This is a genomic window from Flavobacterium sp. FlaQc-48 (assembly GCF_044007335.1).
Classification (GTDB): Bacteria; Bacteroidota; Bacteroidia; order Flavobacteriales; family Flavobacteriaceae; genus Flavobacterium.
In genome coordinates this window covers 114284-131983 of the sequence record NZ_JBIPCR010000019.1, presented here as the reverse complement: position 1 = coordinate 131983, position 17700 = coordinate 114284, and the positions used below count along the sequence as shown (strand labels likewise).

Below are 17700 nucleotides of genomic sequence, written 5' to 3'. Positions count from 1 at the left end.
CTAAAGTTCCGTGAGCCGGTAAAGTAGAAACCGTATAACTTACTACTGTTCCGTCGGTATCGCTTCCGCTTAAAGCACTGATTGCTTTTGCCGCATCTGTTGAGGCAATCGCAGTAGCATTGGTAACATTATTGGCTGTTGGTGGGTTATTTCCAACGGCAATGGTAAAAGTTGCACTGGTTGATATTGCCCCTAAATTATCTTTTGATGTAAAAGTAAAAGTATCGTTTCCGGTGAATGTTCCGTCCGGATCATACGTAAGGTTTCCTGCTTCCGTTGGTGTCAACACCTGACCTGCTGTTACCGCAACTCCGCCTAAGGCTAAAGTTCCGTGAGCCGGTAAAGTAGAAACCGTATAACTTACTACTGTTCCGTCGGTATCGCTTCCGCTTAAAGCACTGATTGCTTTTGCCGCATCTGTTGAGGCAATCGCAGTAGCATTGGTAACGTTATTGGCTGTTGGTGGATTATTTCCAACGGCAATGGTAAAAGTTGCACTGGTTGATATTGCTCCTAAATTATCTTTTGCCGTAAAAGTAAAAGTATCGTTTCCGGTGAATGTTCCGTCCGGATCATACGTAAGGTTTCCTGCCTCAGTTGGTGTCAACACCTGACCTGCTGTTACTGCAACTCCGCCTAAGGCTAAAGTTCCGTGAGCCGGTAAAGTAGAAACCGTATAACTTACTACTGTTCCGTCGGTATCGCTTCCGCTTAAAGCGCTGATTGCTTTTGCCGCATCTGTTGAGGCAATCGCAGTAGCATTGGTAACGTTATTGGCTGTTGGTGGCTGGTTTACTGTAGGCGTAACAGATGATGAATCATTTCCAGAAGTTGGATCGTACAAATCACTAGTAATTGTAGCTGTATTTAAATAAGGCCCTGTAGCATTTACTTTGGCCGTAATTGTTAGTGTTACAGTTACACCAGTAGTTAAATTACCAATATTCCAGGTTGGACTAGTCCAGGTTCCTGATACTGTTGCCGCACTTACAAAAGTATAACCTGCAGGAAGTACATCTGTTACTTTTACTCCTGTTGCATCATTAGCTCCATTATTTTTGGCAGTAAGGGTAAAGACTACATTATCTCCAATATTAGGATTCGTTTTATCAACGCCTTTGCTAATTTGTAAATCTGTTTGACAAACTGATGAGTTCAGGTTGACAGCTATGGCCAAAATCGATCCTGTGTTACCACTAGTAGCACCATTAGCTTTAAACTCACTAACTGATGTAGAAGTTGTAGTTCCATTTGAACCACCATTAATTGTTTTAATCGATGTATCTGTAGTAGCTCTCACAGAGATTACACCACCTCCACCTCCACCACCTGGACCTTCAGCTTCAGTATTGGTAATTTTTTGAATCCCTCCATTTCCACCATTTGCATTTATATTATTTCCCAGTGAATTGGCTTGTATTAAAACCGTTCCACCGCCACCTCCACCACCGGGAGCATCATTATTTCCGCCAATAGTATCAAATCCGTTTTGTCCATTAGCCTGTATGGTTCCTGTACCTGTTATATTATTTGCAACGACTAAGAAAACTATACCTCCTCCATCACCACCATCTGCATTGGCACTATCATTTCCATCACCGGCACCACCACCACCACCAAAAAATATTTGGCTTTGCAAACCTGCAGATGCTAATGGTCTTCCTCCTAATCCTCCTACTGCATCTCTATCATCTCCTCCCCAGGTAGCTCTTAAAACATCTGCGGCAGGAACACCTGCTGATATAAAATCTTTCGGATAAGATGGTCCTACAGTACATGCATCTAAATTGACGGAAGAATAACTATATCCTCCACTTCCTCCACCGGAAGAATTGGTTAACGCATTTCCGTTGGCAATATAATTTGGATCCAGAGCCCAGGCTCCAGGACTAAGACAAGTACCAAAATCGTTCATTACACCTGCACCTCTAAACCAGTTTGCAGGAATACCGCCATTGGCACCACCACCACCACCGGCGTTGTGAGCATTTCCTCCACCACCTCCATTAGCAGCAGCCCCTCTGCCATATCTTCCTCCATAAGAAGTATCATAATCTGTTCTGTAACCTGCAATTCCTTCTCCTTTTTCTGCTGACAAAGCAGAAAGAGGTGTTCTAAAGCTCGTGTAAAAACTGGCTCCTGCAGAAGATGTATCGTTTTCTCTTGTACCTCCTCTAAAACCAGCTGCATTTGCATTTAAAGAACCATTATTAACAATATTGTTCGCTATAATCCCTACAAAACCTCCTCTTCTTCGTTGCAAAGCAGATTCATCTGCTCCTCCAAAAGCTGGTGCTCCCCACGGAATCGCAACAACACTAGCTCCTGAATTAACTGTTAATGTAGTATATTGAGGAATTCTTATTACCTGAACATATCGTGCTGCATAATAAGATAACCTTGTATTACAACTTAAAGTAATCACATTACCAGAGACGCTTTTTACCCTGGCTAATTCATACGAACCCGCTCCATTATAATTATTTACCGTTCCATAATTCATGGTATCAGTAGCGTCTATAATAGCTCCTTGTGCCTGGTATAACATGATTAAATCATCTGCAACCAGGGTATTGGATGCAAAACCAGCCGCATTTGTAACATATCCTGAAGGCAAATACGTAATCGCGTCACGATCTAACTCCGCTATATTCGTTACGGTCACAGTATTTGAACCTGCTAATACATCGGCTGTAACCCTTGTATACCGGTTTAATACTGTATTTGCAGCCGTGACCGTTAATGCTGCATCTGCTTGCGCAAAAGTAGTATTAGCGCTCAGTAACAGTATAAAAAAGACCAGAAATATCCTCCCGGGCCATTTTTTATTTGTCATTAAAATTTTTAAATAAGTAAAGTTCACCATATAATAAATAATTAAAATTCTGTAAAATGAGCATTGGAATTATTCCTTTATCTCCAAATATTGTAATGCCTCAAAACCATTAAAATGATTGTAATCAGGACTGTTTATTAACTCACATGACCCAGTTTTGATGCCTCGCGCACCATCCCGGCAACATTGCTAACATCTAGTTTATGAAAAATGTTTTTTCTGTGATTTTCGACGGTATTAACCGAAAGCTGTAATTCTTTAGCAATATCTGCAGTAGTAAATTCCCTAATTATAAACTGCATTATGGTAAGCTCCTTTGCTGTTAGGGTAATTGCTGTACCAATCCGGTTTTGTTTTGACAGAAATGAATAATCATCCGGCAAATAAACACCTCCATCCCAAACTAACTCAATGGCTTCTAATAAGTCTTCGATATCCTGATTTTTGTTTACATAACCTTTTACGCCCATAGCCAATAAGTTTTCGACCAAAATTGGGCTTGAAAGCGAGGTAAAAGCAATTACTCTTAAATCGGGGTGGTTTTTATGAAGATATCTGTAGACTTCTAATCCTTCGACATCATTGGCAATTAGATCGACAATAATTAAATCCAAACCAGAATGTTGTTCTATTTTAGCATACAGATCTAATTTATTGGTCGCATAAAAAAGGACTTCTAAATCTTTTTGATTTGAAAAAAAACTGTTCAGACCTTTACAAACGATAGGCTGGTCTTCAAAAAAAGCAATATGTATCATGTTACAAATTAGCGACAAAAAAGTTGGTAAATAAATAGCGGTTTTCCCTATTTGGGCAAGATAATTTTAAAGATGCAACCCGAAGGTTCATTATTAAAAACATCCAGAGTTCCTTTGTTTTTGAGCATTAACTCCTGACATAGATACAACCCCATTCCAAATCCGGATTCCATATTTGTTCCCACGCCCGGGTTTATATTTTTCTTAAAAAGTTTATCTATCTTTTTAGGCTCAATTCCTTTTCCGAAATCCTTAATTATGATTTCATTATTTTCGTATTCAATGATGATTGTACTATTTTCATAACTGAATTTAATAGCGTTACCTATTATATTTCGCAATACAATACTTAAAACGGTGGGATTAAAAACTATACTAGTTTCTTTTAAAACCCTGTTCTCAATTGTAATATTTTTTGCTTTTAACTGATGAGATAATTCCCTGCGGGCTGCGGCAATGAGATCAGACAATTTAACTTCGCTAGTACTTGAAATTGTAGTAATCAGTTCTGTTTTTGCCCAGTCAAGTAAACTGGTCAGCATTGCATCAGATTGTTCTAATTGCTGGCTTATCGCTTTAATATAAGATGCCACTACCGTGTTTTCATTGCTTAGAATTTCTTCTTTGCCTAATAAAACTTTTAGTGTTGTAATGGGTTCTTTAAAGTCATGTGAAATAACTGTAAAAATCTTCTGATGCAGTAAATTAAGTCGCTTTAAATCGCTATTCCTAGCCTCAATTTGTTTTTTTTGCAATTTGAGTGTTTCATGGGTTACGCTTTGTTTCCTCGTCAATACAAAAATGGAGTACAATAATATTATGAGTAAGCTAATTCCAATTAAAGATGCAACAAGGGCTATCTTCTGTTTTTGTAATTTTATCTCTGCCGATTCATTGATTCGCTTCAAATTAATATTTTGCTGCTCTTTTAACTTGATTCTGTTGGCAACTTCAAAGGAATCTATCCTGGTATTTCTTCTTTTTGTATCTTCCATTCCCACTAACCGATCGAGCTTTTCAAATGTTCTGTGGGCAGCCTCAAACTCTCCGTGCTCCACAAGCATTTCCCGCAGGGTTCGTATCGCGTTGATTTTATTTTCTAAAGCATCACAACTATCCGCAATTCTGATACTTTCGGTAATTGTTTTTTTAGCTTTATCAAGCTGGTCTTTTCTACTGTAAATCCGGGCTGTTTTTACATACACTTCAGAGAGCTTACAACGATCGTATTTTTTTGCTGCCTGTTCGGCAAGCAAAAACTCCTGCATACTTTTTGCATGATCATAATTTAGGTAATAATAGTAGCCTGTAATTAAATGGATACCAATATATTCATTGGCTTTATTGTTGCTTGCGGGAATTTTATCTCTGCATAAGCCAGCATAAAAAAATGCTTTTTTATAGTCTTTTTTAGTAAAATACAAGTCTGCCAAAATATACAAACTTTTATAGTAGATCCGGTCTGCCTCTTTGCCTTCTGCTTTTTGGATGATCGATTTTTGCAAAGCCATTATTGCACCGGAAGTTCTTCCTATTTGGTTGTAATAATTTCCCTGAAAAAATAAAACCAGCTGAAGTTCAAACCCACTCAAATTATTCTTAGCCAGATGGTTTTCGATTAAGTACCCTATACTATCCAATTTAGTTTCGCCATTAAGACGATTTAGATTATTCCTCAACTTCTGAATTGTAGGACTAACGTCCTGCGACCACAGGCTTGAAGTACATAGAAATAATAGCAAAGCTATATATTTCATAAGATTTCGGGTCGTACAGATTGAAAACATAAAAATTAGTTAGTCGGAATAATTATTTTTTAGGCTTAATGGCAAATCAATTAAGGCTGTTCATAAAATAATTTGCTATTGGGTAAAAAGAACGAAAAGCACCGCCATTGCTGCAATGTTAGTATTTTAAATATTGCATGTTGGTTTATTTCGCCACCAAATGTAAATGAAAAAAGGAGTTATGGATAGTCAATTCGGACATTTTTGAAACCAATAATCAAATCCGTTTATTTGAAAGAAAAGAATTATTTTTAGCTTATCTCTCATTTTTACAAAACACTAAATATCAGACAACTAAATAAAAAATGTAAAAAATACATTAATACTAAATTGAGCCAAAATGAGGTTCTTTTTTTGAAAAAACAACTTTGCTACTCCTCAAAACGGATCTCAGAAGGCAGTTTTCCAAATCGTTTTTTAAAACTTGCTGCAAATCTACTCGCTGAATCATAACCTGTTAAAGCTGCAATATACTGAATATGAATAGTTGAGTTTTGAATTAACTGCATGGCTAAAAGCATATTTTTTTCTTTATGATATTGTAGCATCGAAAAACCAAAAACAGTTTTAAAATTCGATTTTAATTTTGTGGGTGATGTATTTACTTCTTTAGCGATAACTTCAATGCCAACAAATGGAAGGTGCAAATTATGTAAGATTATTTTCTCTGCCTTTGCCACATTATGATAATCTAAATTGCTTAGTGAAACATTATCTATTATACGGCTATCATCAAAAGAATTATTAAAAAACGCCGTGATCAGTTTCATCGATTTTTTCTTCAGAGCCGGTTTGTCTGTTTCAACCACTGCAGCATTTTCTATAAACTTAGACAGATCTTCTCCCAGTTCATGCGCTTTCGGGACAATATCCAGCCAGGTATAAGATCCTTTATTTCCATCTAAGAACTTTTTAATAGCTTTTCGTTCTTTGATTTTTTTTGAAGTAAAATTTTTAGAAGCCCATTCCTTTGTAATGGCAAAACTAAAAAACCTGCCCGTAGTTCCTTTATAGAAATAGCTTGAAATCTCTGTATCCGGTTTACTGAATGTCCAACAGGTACTTAAAAGTGTGATTTGGTGTGTGTCGTTCAATTGAAAATTATATTCAAATACAGAAAAAGTAAGCAGGTAATATTCACTTAATTTATTCTTATCATAATACGATTTTGTCACTATGTTTTCCTTCACATTCATGTACATAGCCAAAAGCCAGAAACCGTCTTCAATTTCACGATAATACATTTTTGCCTTACAAAGCGATGTATTTAAAGAAAAGTATTGTTTTAAAGGAACATGATTCATGCCAGGCAGTTTTAATAAACTATCCAACATAATTTTAGGTGAATTAAATAAATAAGGTAATTGAAAAAAACCATCTTTTAGGAGAAAAAGATATTTCTGAATGTGTTTGGGCCAATTATCTAGAGTCATGAATTTTTAAAATACTATTAGAGTAAATTTCCCTTACAAAACCCGGATCCCCATAAATTTACGATCACAAAAATAAAAATATGCAACTTAACAATGAACATATATTGCAAAAAAAACAGAATAGACCCTTCAAAATCAGCTATAAACAGTGATTAAAATAAAAAGACACCATCCATTGAGGCACTTTTCGTACAAACCTTTGGGTGTTAAATACGAACTTATGCTTTGACGGTTTTGTACCTCAGCAAAAAAAGGGATAACGTAAGCCAAAATACGAATCTTAATCGAACTACTTTTCAACATTAATAAACATCCTTAAAAAAAAGTGAATTCACTAATAATGAGAAAATTGTTGTTTTTCAAAAAAATAATATTCAAAAAAATATATCCCGTATTAATCACCATTTTTCAAATCATCACAACTTGGTTCGATACAGATTTTACCTAACCCTGATCAATAAAGTGAAGTTGCTCATAATTGGCTATCGCTACTAAGGCAGTATAAATGTATTTTGAAACCAAAGCACCGCCTTCACTGTTAATTAACTCAATATCGTCTTCAGGGGTATGATATTGCGGATGCCCTCCAGTATGAAATCCGATACAGGAAACAGAAGCTTTATAGAACGAAACATGATCAGACCCGCCCACTTCACCGGCATGAATCACAGGGTTTAGCCCGCTATTTTCACCTAATTTTTTCATGAGTGCAACACCATCCTGAAAAGTTCCGGCACCCCCCATATAAATTTGTTTTTCTGCATTTAATCTGCCCACCATATCCATATTGAGCATTACTTTTACAGCTTCTTTTTTAATTGGAAGATGGGTCACGAAATATTTAGATCCTGACAACCCTTCTTCTTCACCACTAAAAGTGATAAAAATAATGCTTCGTTTTGGTTTAACTTTAGATTTTGCTACTTCTTGTAAAATACACAATAAAGCGGCAACACCGGAAGCATTATCATCGGCTCCATTATGAATGGCAAGGGTATCTTTCTTTTTACTTCCGGACCCTTTTCCGCCCCAGCCCCAATGATCGTAATGCGCACCTATCACTATAAATTCATTTTTAAGATTTACATCAGAACCTTCTATATAACCCAAAACATTTTGAGTCGAAACACTGTCTGATTTCATTTTGTTTATTCCCTCCTTTACAAATATTGAAAAAGGCTGATAATAGTTGTTGCGGAATGGTTTTAAGCCATACTTTGTAAAATATTTTTTAATGTACGTCGCTGCATCGTTATTTCCTTTTGTTCCCGGAAAACGGCCTTCGAGTTTGTCTGAAGAAAGATATTTATCGTGCTCATAAAAAGTCTGAGCCATGTTATTCTTTTGCGCAGTTGTAATCAGGCCCAAAAAAAGCAAACTAAAAACGAATGTACCCCTGATGTTTTGAAGAAATGTCATATTTATTTAGTAATCTAAAATTAAATGCGGATTTTACGGATTCGCTTCGCAAAGACACCGATTAAAACGGATTCTTATTTATAGATTTTTATACTGCCTCCGTGTTCATCCGCATTTTTGCAAAGTAAATCCATGTCATCCGTGTACCATTAAGGTTTATTTCAGTTCGAAAATTTTGTCCATCAAAATCCATTTTTCACCGGATTTTGCCTGTGGCAATGCTTTCTGGAATTTCCACATTAAAGTTTCCCATTCCTGGACTTTTGGGTTTGAAGCGTCGAATTTTGCTTTTTCTTCGAATGAAAAACCAGCATTAGTCTCCATTATCATAAACAAACGGTCGCCAATATGATAAATTTCCATGTTTTGGATTCCGGAATCTTTTATGCTTTTTTGAATTTCCGGCCAGACATTTCTATGGAAATCAATATATTCAGCAATTAAATCCTGATCGTCTATTAAGTCTAAAGCCAGGCAAAATCTTTGCATAATTTTTATTTTTAATGGTATAATTAACGTTTTGTTCCAATTCATTTTAACACATAGAAACCCGGATTCTTTATTCTGAAAAAGGCATTTCACTCCATTTAAAAGCAGAAAGTTTACTATATAAAAGAAATAATGTTTCTTTTTTACCTATAAAATCTATGTTTCTATGTGTTGGATATTATTTTCAGGAATTACATCCAATAACCTGTAATTAATTCAGATCGAATGTTGTATGCCTGATAAACTTTCGATTATAGGTATACAAAATGTGTACTTTTTTATCTGAAGTCTGAATTATGGCCGGATAACTGAATTCCCCTTCCGGCTGGTTTTCCAAATCTAATATTTTTTTCCAATGTACACCATCTTTTGAAGACTCGACATCCAAAATATTTCGTCCGTTAAACCAATCTTTTCCCATTTTCAGGGGATTATTGACCAATAAAAATGATTGGTCCGACAGTGTTACGGCATCAACGCCTGAATTTGAGTTCACGACATTAATACTATCTGTTCGCTGCCATGTTTTTCCGTTATCCTCTGACCAGCTTGAAATTAATTTGTTATGCCTGCTTCTGGATAAAATCTGAATTTCGTGATCCGGATGAACGAGAAATGTGGGCTGAATAATATCGAATTGTTTTGGATCGTTAATATCAATTCTTTCCCACGTATCTGTGGTTTCTGTATACTTTTCTAAATGAACGCGCCATTTGTTGTCATCGATACTTTCGGTGCTGCTTCCACATAAAATAATTCCCGGACTTGTTTCGATTGGTTTATTCCGAATTGGTCCTAATATTCCTTTTGGGAGGTATTTAGGATTGCTCCAACTGTTTCCGTTGTCTTTTGAAACGATCATAGCGCCAAACCATTCTCTTGGGTTTTTCCCCACTTTATAAAATAAATACAGGTTCCGGCTTGTGCTTTTAAACAAAACCGGATTCCAGCAGGCTAAGGTATCGCCATCTTTTATTAAAGGTTCAATGAGCTTTTTAGGTGCCGACCATTTTTTTTCTTTGTACGAAGAAACATAAATACTAACATCTTTGGCACCTTCATATTTTCCGCCAAACCAGGCTGCTAAAAGGGTATTGGGTTCCAGTTCGACCAATGTCGATGCGTGACTTGCCGCCGTAACCGGATTGTCTGCAATATAATTTTGAGTGATATTTACCGCTTTAGGTTCTTTCTTTAATGAGGCACAAGAAACAGAAAGCAACATCAGCACAATAAACGGGTTACAAATTTTAAATTTCATGATCAGATTATTATATATAACAAAAGGAGAGTTACCTCTCCTTTTGCGTTTTTTGAGTAAAGAATGCGTGGGTCTTTACTCACCAAATTAATTATTTAGTATCCCACCAAAGTTTAGTACCTCCGGTATCAGGACCTTTTAATTTTGTGATTCCGTCTGTTACAGCATCTTTATTAGAAGAATATTCGTTTGTTACATAAATAATTCTTTTCATTAAGCTTTTACCTACTCCGGCATCATTGTTATCTGTATTAAGCGGCGGATAAATTACTTTAGCATCACTTCTTCGTAAATCAGCCCAAGATTCCCATGATTCAGGGAAAATCGCCAAATACTTTTGAACTGCAATTTGTGTACGCTGGCTGGTCACTGCAGCGGACCACGCAACAGGTAATTTAACTGGTATATCCTGTAAATCTAAAGTTGGATAAACGGTTAAGATGTTTGGTAAAGTTGGTAATGTATTTCCAGCCACATAAGCATTGATTGCAGCAGTATCTGTAATTCCCCATTGTCTTAACGACATTCTGATACCTTCTTCGTATAAACTCTGAGCGCTTCCGCCCATGTTCCATCCGTTCAAAGCACCTTCTGCTCTGCTGAAATAATTTTCAGAAGCCATAAATACTTCAATATTTTTAGATTCACTAAGGTTTCCTGCAGCACCATTCCCCATAACATCATTGTTAAAAGCAGAGAATTTAGTGGTTCCAAACTGATCTTCTAAACCTCCAATAGGCTGACCACGATAAACACCGGTATCAATTTTAGCAAACCATTTCGCTAACCTTGGATCGTTATATCCTACCAGGATACTTTCCATAGAAGCAGTCATGGTATACCCCCAGCTGTTTACAATCATATTTAAGTTGTTTGGTGTAATGTTACTTGCTTTAAAGAAAGCTCCTTGCTCATTGGTCTGCATCACACCTGCAGCTACAGCAGCTTCGGCTTGTGTTTTTGCTTTAGCAGGTTCAATATCTGAAATCCTTAAGGCTAAACGTAATCTTAAACTATTCCCGAATACTCTCCAGTTGGCCACATTACCTGCATACAAACGGTCATTTGGCTGAAATGAAGCTACTGTTGTTATAGCAGAACCGCTTAATGTAGTATTTGCTTCATCCAATAATTTGAAAAAATCTTCGTAAATAAACTCTACGCTATCGTAAGGCACTTTTGCTTTACCGTTTCCTGCTTCTGTATACGGAATTGGACCGTAAGCATCTACCATTTGATTGTACATAAAAACTTTCCAGATTTTAAGTATTGCCAAAGCTTCCGCATTGCCTGCAGAGGCTTTTATTGCATTGTTTAAAGCCGGAACTGCAACGGTGTAAAATCTTGTCCATCCACGTCCTTCGTAACCATTTACAAACGCATTTCTTTCTGTACCATATCCGCAATTTAAGTATTGGATAAATGTAGAAGATAAAATTCCTGTTGCAATACCCCATGTTCCCTGATCATCTACACCTGGTGATGAGTATGAACCATTGTGAATACCAGCATAAATTGCAGATGCAAATGATGGTCCTGCAAGAGTAGCATCTAACTGATCTTCAGTAAGGGAATTTGGATCTGTATTTATTTCATCAAAGTCGCCTGCACAGCTTGACAAAATAGTAACTGCCATTAATGCAACTCCTAGTGTTTTTATTTTAAAACTATATTTCATGATGTCTCTTTTTTTAATTAAAATCCGAATTTAACATTAACTCCATAATCTCTCGTTGAAGGAATGTTGAAAGACTCTATACCTTGCAAGTTTCCTGTACCGGCACCTGCCTCCGGATCAAAATATTTCGCTTTATTCATGAAGAAGAATAAATTTCTTCCTACCAATGAAAAGTCAATACTTGTAAAACCTGTGCTGCCTAATACACGTTTTGGTAAAGAATAACCAAAAACAAGTTCTCTTAATCTGATGTTTGTTGCATCATAAATAAAAGGCTCTGCAATAGGTGTTCTTTGTCCAATTGCTGTCCAGTATTGTTCTGCATTAATACTTGTTGTATTTTGAACATACGTTCCTGCACCGGTAGCAACCACACCATCCACAACAATTCCGCCTGCTCTTCCTGCCAAAGTTACATCACTAACCCCTAAACCAGCTTGTCTCGCCTGAGTATAGGAAATAACTTCTCCGCCAATTCTAAAATCAACTAAGAAACTTAAAGAGAAATCTTTGTATTTAAAATTATTTTTTAAACCTGCCGTCCAATCCGGGTTAAAGTTACCTGCACGAACATCAAAACCGTTCGTTGCCAATGGAATACCGGCACTGTTTACAATAATTTGTCCGTCAGGAGATCTTTGGAAACCTTTAATATATAAATCTCCATATTCTCCGCCTACAACAACTTTACTTCTTACTAACCTTCCTTCACCAAGAACTAATTCCTCTCTTCCTTCATAGATTGATTTCACTTTAGATTTATATTCAGCGTAGTTTGCTGTAATATCCCATGTGAAATTTTCTGTTTGAACAGGAGTTGCCGTAAGTGTTAGCTCCATACCTTTATTTTCAATATCACCACCATTTACAATAGCTCTTGAATATGAAGAAGACTCAGGAGTATTAATATAGAAAATTTGGTTATTGGTTAAAGTATTAAAGTACGTAAAATCTAAACCTAAACGGTTATTAAAGAATCGAACATCTAAACCAAACTCTGCAGAAGAAGATATCTCTGGCTTAAGATTAGGGTTTGCTGCTGTTGTTTGTCCGTATAACATACCACCATTTCCTCCAATATAAGAGAATCTTTGTTGTGTTTGGTAAGGATCAGTATCATTACCAACCTGTGCGTATGAAGCTCTTACTTTTGCAAAACTAATCGTTTCAGGCAATTTCACCATATCTGAGATTACTGCAGAAAGACCTACAGAAGGATAAAAATAATCCTGAGGTAAAGTCGAAGACCAGTCGTTTCTGGCTGTTAAGTCTAAGAACAAATAGTTTCTGAAACCAAGCTGACCAAATCCGTAAACTGAATTAATTCTTTTTTCTGAATGCGTAGATGTAGATTGAATAGTTTGTACGTTAGCTAATGCGAAAAAGTTTCTTTTACTTAAAACACCTCCCGAATTTAACGCTGAATTACTTTGCTGTAATCCACTTGCACCACCATTAAGGCTCACGGAAAAATCTCCAAACTTTTCATTGTAAGAAAGTAAAGCATCCGTATTAAGTTCACTTACCGTTTCATAAGATTCGCTATATGAACCAAGATTGTTATTAAATGCTACAGTTGCATATCTGTTTCTAACATTCTTGTTTGTCATTTGATCTAAACCGGCTCTAACCTGTAAGCTTAACGTTTTTGTAAACTCATATTTAAGAGAGGCTAAACCAATAAATCTGTTTCTTTTATCTTTACGGGCATCGTCTCTTAAAGCAGACCAAAACGGGTTTCCTCCCGGTGATCCTGTTTCGTCGATAAAATAATTCATTTGTCTTTGTCCCGCAGCATCAAAATATTCGAAGTTTTTGTAATCACTATATGCAATACTACGAGGTAATAAATAAGCTGAAGTACCAATAGATTCTTCTCCTGTTCTTAATAAGTTATCAATATCCTGAACAATGTAGTTTGTTTTTACATCCAATGATAATTTATCAGAGATTTTGCTCGTCAATCTTAAATTAAGATTATGTCTGTCTAATTGGTTTCCGCCAACAATACCTTCGGCTTTTGTATTTGTATAAGAGAAATAACCCTGCGCTTTTTCATTTCCTGCAGTTACAGTTAATGTATTGGCTAAGTTGTAACCTGTTTTATAAAAATCAATAACGTTATTGGGCTGTGGAGAATAACTTTGTGTAGCCGGTCCCGCATAATTTGGGTTACGAACTAACTGCCAGTTTGAAACCTGACTTCCGTCTAATTTACCTCCCCAGCTTGAGCTTGAAGTTGGGTTGTAAACACCATTTGTTCCCTGACCATATTCATTTTGTAAGTTCATCAAATTATAAGCAGAAGAAGCCATAAAATTAGACGATAACGAAACAGATGTTTTTCCTGCCTTACCGGATTTAGTTGTAATTACGATAACACCATTACTCGCTCTTGATCCGTAAAGAGCAGCAGCTGATGGTCCTTTAAGCACGGTCATCGAAGCAATATCTTCCGGGTTAATGTTTGAAATACCATCTGGCTGTGTTGTTCCTCCTGTATCTATATCAGGATTTGTAGTTGTTGTACCATTACTAATTGGCACACCATCTACTACATAAAGAGGCTGATTGTTTCCGTTTAGAGACCTGTTCCCCCTTAAAGTAATCCTGGATGAGCTACCTACACCATTTGATGTTGTCGAGTAGTTAAGACCGGCAACCTTACCTGAAAGTGAGTTGGCAACGTTTAGTGATCTTGCTTCTGAAAGCTCGTCTACTGAAATGTTTTGTGCCGAATAGGTAATCGCTTTTTTCTCTCTTTTAATACCAAGAGCGGTCACTACCACTTCACCCAGTTGCTGAGTCGCTGCGCCTAATGCGACATTCAGTGTCGTTTGATTTCCTACGGCAACTTCTTTTGGAGCATTGCCTACATAAGTGAAAATCAAAACTGCAGATTGATTTGGAACTGAAATACTGTACTTACCATCAAAATCTGATGATGCACTTGTTTTAGTTCCTTTAACAACAACATTTGCACCCGGGATTGGAATTCCGTTTGAAGCATCTGTTATCGTTCCTTTTACTGTTGTTTGTGCCTGCAGACCCTGAAATCCGAATAAGCATATTACAAACAGTAATTTTAGTACGTCCTTAATCATGTTTAGTTGTTTTTGAGTTAATAACATGTTAAACTTATGAATACATTTTGTTAACAAAATATAATTTCGACAAATGACAATTTTGAAAAGGTGTAGGGAATACATTTCTAATTTCAGGTTACGAAAACGTTTTAAATTGTAATCTTAATCCTCTTTATTTATAAATCTTATTTCGAATTAATCGAAACGATTTACCCCTTTTTCAACAGCATTCTTTCATTAACATCTTAATCACTGAATATTTCACTCTATTTATGAAAATTAGTTCAGAACTTTGAAATTCATTTTTAGCACATCAACTGAATTTCCCCCTACCAGAACTTCAAAATCTCCCGGTTCTACGACCTTTTTCATTTCACGGTTCCAGATCGATAATTCATCTGGTGTAAGGATAAATTCAACAGTTTTAGTTTCGCCTTTTTTGATCTGTACTCTTTTAAATCCTTTCAGCGTTTTTTCAGGAGTGGTTACACTGCTGTAGATATCATGAATGTATAATTGTACTACTTCATCTCCGTCCAGATTTCCTGTATTCTTAACCTCTACGCTAACTTTCAATTCACCATCGGTTTTAATTGTTTCAGAACTGATTTTAAGATTTGAATATTCAAACTTCGTATAACTCAGTCCGTAACCGAATGTGTATAAAGGATGTTCGCTTTCTGCAACATATCGGTGAATCGCTGATGGTTTCTGGTTATAATATATAGGTAACTGACCTACTGATTTTGGAACTGTAACGGGTAATCTTCCGCCCGGATTGTAATCTCCAAATAAAACATCGGCTACAGCCTTTCCTCCCAACTCTCCGGGAAACCAGCCTTCGACTACTGCCGGAATGTTTTCACTAATCCAATTGGTAGAAAGCGGACGTCCGTTTAACAGTACACAAATTACAGGAGTTCCTGTTTTTTGAATGGCTTCTATTAATTCCTGCTGCATTCCGTGTAAGTCCAATGATGCAACGTCCCTGTTTTCTTCCACCAATTCGTTTGATTCTCCCAAAACTACAATCGCAACATCGGCTTTTTTAGCAATGTCGATTGCCGGCTGAAAATTTACTTTTTCCAGATTCCAACGCAAGTGAGCTCTGGCTCCCCAGCCGCCTTCCCACATTTCGATGCGGACTTTGTATTTTTTACCTGCTTCAATATTTTTGGGAGTCGTTACCATACTTGTCGCCCCTTTTGTCCAGTTGTCGATTACCAATTGATCATCAACCCACATTCTGATTCCGTCATCAGAACTTAAACCCAACCAGCCATCAAATGATTTATCGGATTGAATATAACCTGTCCAGCGAATAGAAAAATCATCATCTGTAACACCGTCTCCGGGAGACCACGGCCAGTCAAACTCTAATTGATTGTCGATACGGGTTAATGCAGGAGTTCCTTCTACTTTTCTGTTATTGAAATATTCTCCTTTTAATCCGTTTTGAGATCCATCCGGAGTAAATAAATATTTCGACGGAATAATTTGCCCTTTTACAATTAAAGGAACACCTTCTTCATACAGAACATTTGCTGTTTTTCCCACAACCTGCTGAACACCTTCTAAAACCGTTGTTCCTACTTTATTTTTCACTGCATATCCTCCTAATCTTGAAGCATTTGCATTGGGTCCGATAACCGCAACGGTTTTAATATCTTTTTTTAAAGGCAGTATATTGTTTTCGTTTTTTAATAAAACGATCGATTTGTGCGCTGCTTCTAATGCAACATCCTGATTTTCTTTGGTATGAAAACGTTCTTTAATCAGGTTTTTATCGGTATATGGGTTTTCGAATAATCCCAATAAGAATTTTAACCTTAAAACTCCTCCGGCAGCACGGTCGATTTGCTCCATTGTGAGTTTCTTTTCGTTGACCAATTCTATGATGCTGGTTTGCCAAAATTCATTGGTAAAATCATAAAACTGCATATCCACTCCTGCCGAAACTGCTTCTCTGATGCTTTCTTTAGGAGAACTTGCTACATAATGTGTTACCTGCAAATATTTAATAGCTCCTAAATCTGAAACTACAATTCCTTTAAATCCCCATTCTTTTCTTAAAACATCCGTCAACAACCAATGATTTGCCGCACAAGGGATTCCGTCAAGTTCAGAATACGCACACATGGTTCCCAATGCGCCGCCTTTTCTGAATGCTTTTTCAAATGATGGTAAAAAATCCTGACGTGCTGCACGCTCACCAATTAATACTGGCGAAGAATTTGCTCCTCCTTCCGGAATACCATGAACTGCAAAATGTTTGGGTTCTGCAATAATAGAACGGTCAGACCTTAAATCATCGCCCTGCATTCCTTTAATCATTGCGGTTCCCATTTCGCCCACTAAATACACATCTTCACCAAAAGTCTCGGCAACCCTTCCCCAACGTGGTTCACGGCCAACGTCAAGATTTGGGCCCAAACCAAAATGAACTCCGTGTGCCCTGGCTTCAGTACCAATTACACCACCCACTTTACCCATCAAAGTGGTATCCCAGGTAGCACCTAAACCAATGTTCATTGGGAAAGCCGTACTTCCGTCATCTAAATAACCGTGAAGCATCTCGCACATAATAAGTGCCGGAATGCCCCATTTGTTCTTTTTAATGATCTCACTTTGAAGATCATTTATCATTTTTGCTGAACGCGGATAAATGTCATGAATTGCTCCAATACCCAGATTTCCAATTTTAGCATCTGATTTAGATTTAGAAAAATCTTCTTTTTCTTTAAAAAATTCGCCTTTGTACATATCCATCTGACGTACCTTTTCTTCAAGGCTCATTCTGCTTAACAAGTCTTTTAGCCGGTCTTCAACCGGTAGTTTTGCATCCTGGTACGGGTATTTTTTCTGGGCACAGGCCGGGTTAAAAAAACCTGCAGCCATTACAAAAATAATGGCTGCTTTTTTGATTTTTAGTTGTAACATAATTGTGTGTGTT

At 36.8% G+C, this 17700-nt stretch carries 10 protein-coding genes; all 10 read right to left on the bottom strand.

Features of this window, described 5'->3' with window-relative positions:
• A partial coding sequence (locus ACHRWY_RS23150; RefSeq protein WP_395357755.1) for an Ig-like domain-containing protein occupies nt 1-2836 on the bottom strand: 2836 nt, incomplete at its 3' end.
• 137 nt (nt 2837-2973) lie between these two features.
• The gene (locus ACHRWY_RS23145) at nt 2974-3594 is read right to left on the bottom strand and encodes a response regulator (RefSeq protein ID WP_395357754.1); all 621 of its coding nucleotides are present in this window, start codon (nt 3592-3594) and stop codon (nt 2974-2976) included.
• Nucleotides 3595-3641: 47 nt separating this feature from the next.
• Entirely contained in the window at nt 3642-5351 is a 1710-nt protein-coding gene (locus tag ACHRWY_RS23140) for an ATP-binding protein (RefSeq protein WP_395357753.1), read from the bottom strand.
• Between the two features lie 401 nt (nt 5352-5752).
• A complete protein-coding gene (locus ACHRWY_RS23135) occupies nt 5753-6814 on the bottom strand; it encodes a helix-turn-helix domain-containing protein (RefSeq protein ID WP_395357752.1) in 1062 nt (353 codons plus the stop codon).
• Nucleotides 6815-7258: 444 nt separating this feature from the next.
• On the bottom strand, nt 7259-8233 hold the full coding sequence (locus tag ACHRWY_RS23130; RefSeq protein WP_395357751.1) for a M20/M25/M40 family metallo-hydrolase: 975 nt from the start codon (nt 8231-8233) through the stop codon (nt 7259-7261).
• Between the two features lie 156 nt (nt 8234-8389).
• On the bottom strand, nt 8390-8722 hold the full coding sequence (locus ACHRWY_RS23125) for an L-rhamnose mutarotase (protein WP_395357750.1): 333 nt from the start codon (nt 8720-8722) through the stop codon (nt 8390-8392).
• Nucleotides 8723-8933: 211 nt separating this feature from the next.
• The gene (locus ACHRWY_RS23120) at nt 8934-9983 is read right to left on the bottom strand and encodes an exo-alpha-sialidase (protein WP_395357749.1); all 1050 of its coding nucleotides are present in this window, start codon (nt 9981-9983) and stop codon (nt 8934-8936) included.
• Nucleotides 9984-10074: 91 nt separating this feature from the next.
• Nucleotides 10075-11661, bottom strand: a complete 1587-nt coding sequence (locus ACHRWY_RS23115) for a SusD/RagB family nutrient-binding outer membrane lipoprotein (protein ID WP_395357748.1) — start codon at nt 11659-11661, stop codon at nt 10075-10077.
• Between the two features lie 17 nt (nt 11662-11678).
• On the bottom strand, nt 11679-14765 hold the full coding sequence (locus ACHRWY_RS23110) for a SusC/RagA family TonB-linked outer membrane protein (RefSeq protein WP_395357747.1): 3087 nt from the start codon (nt 14763-14765) through the stop codon (nt 11679-11681).
• Between the two features lie 261 nt (nt 14766-15026).
• Nucleotides 15027-17687: a glycoside hydrolase family 3 N-terminal domain-containing protein gene (locus tag ACHRWY_RS23105; RefSeq protein WP_395357746.1), complete on the bottom strand. Its 2661-nt coding sequence runs from the start codon at nt 17685-17687 to the stop codon at nt 15027-15029.
• Nucleotides 17688-17700: the final 13 nt, after the last annotated feature.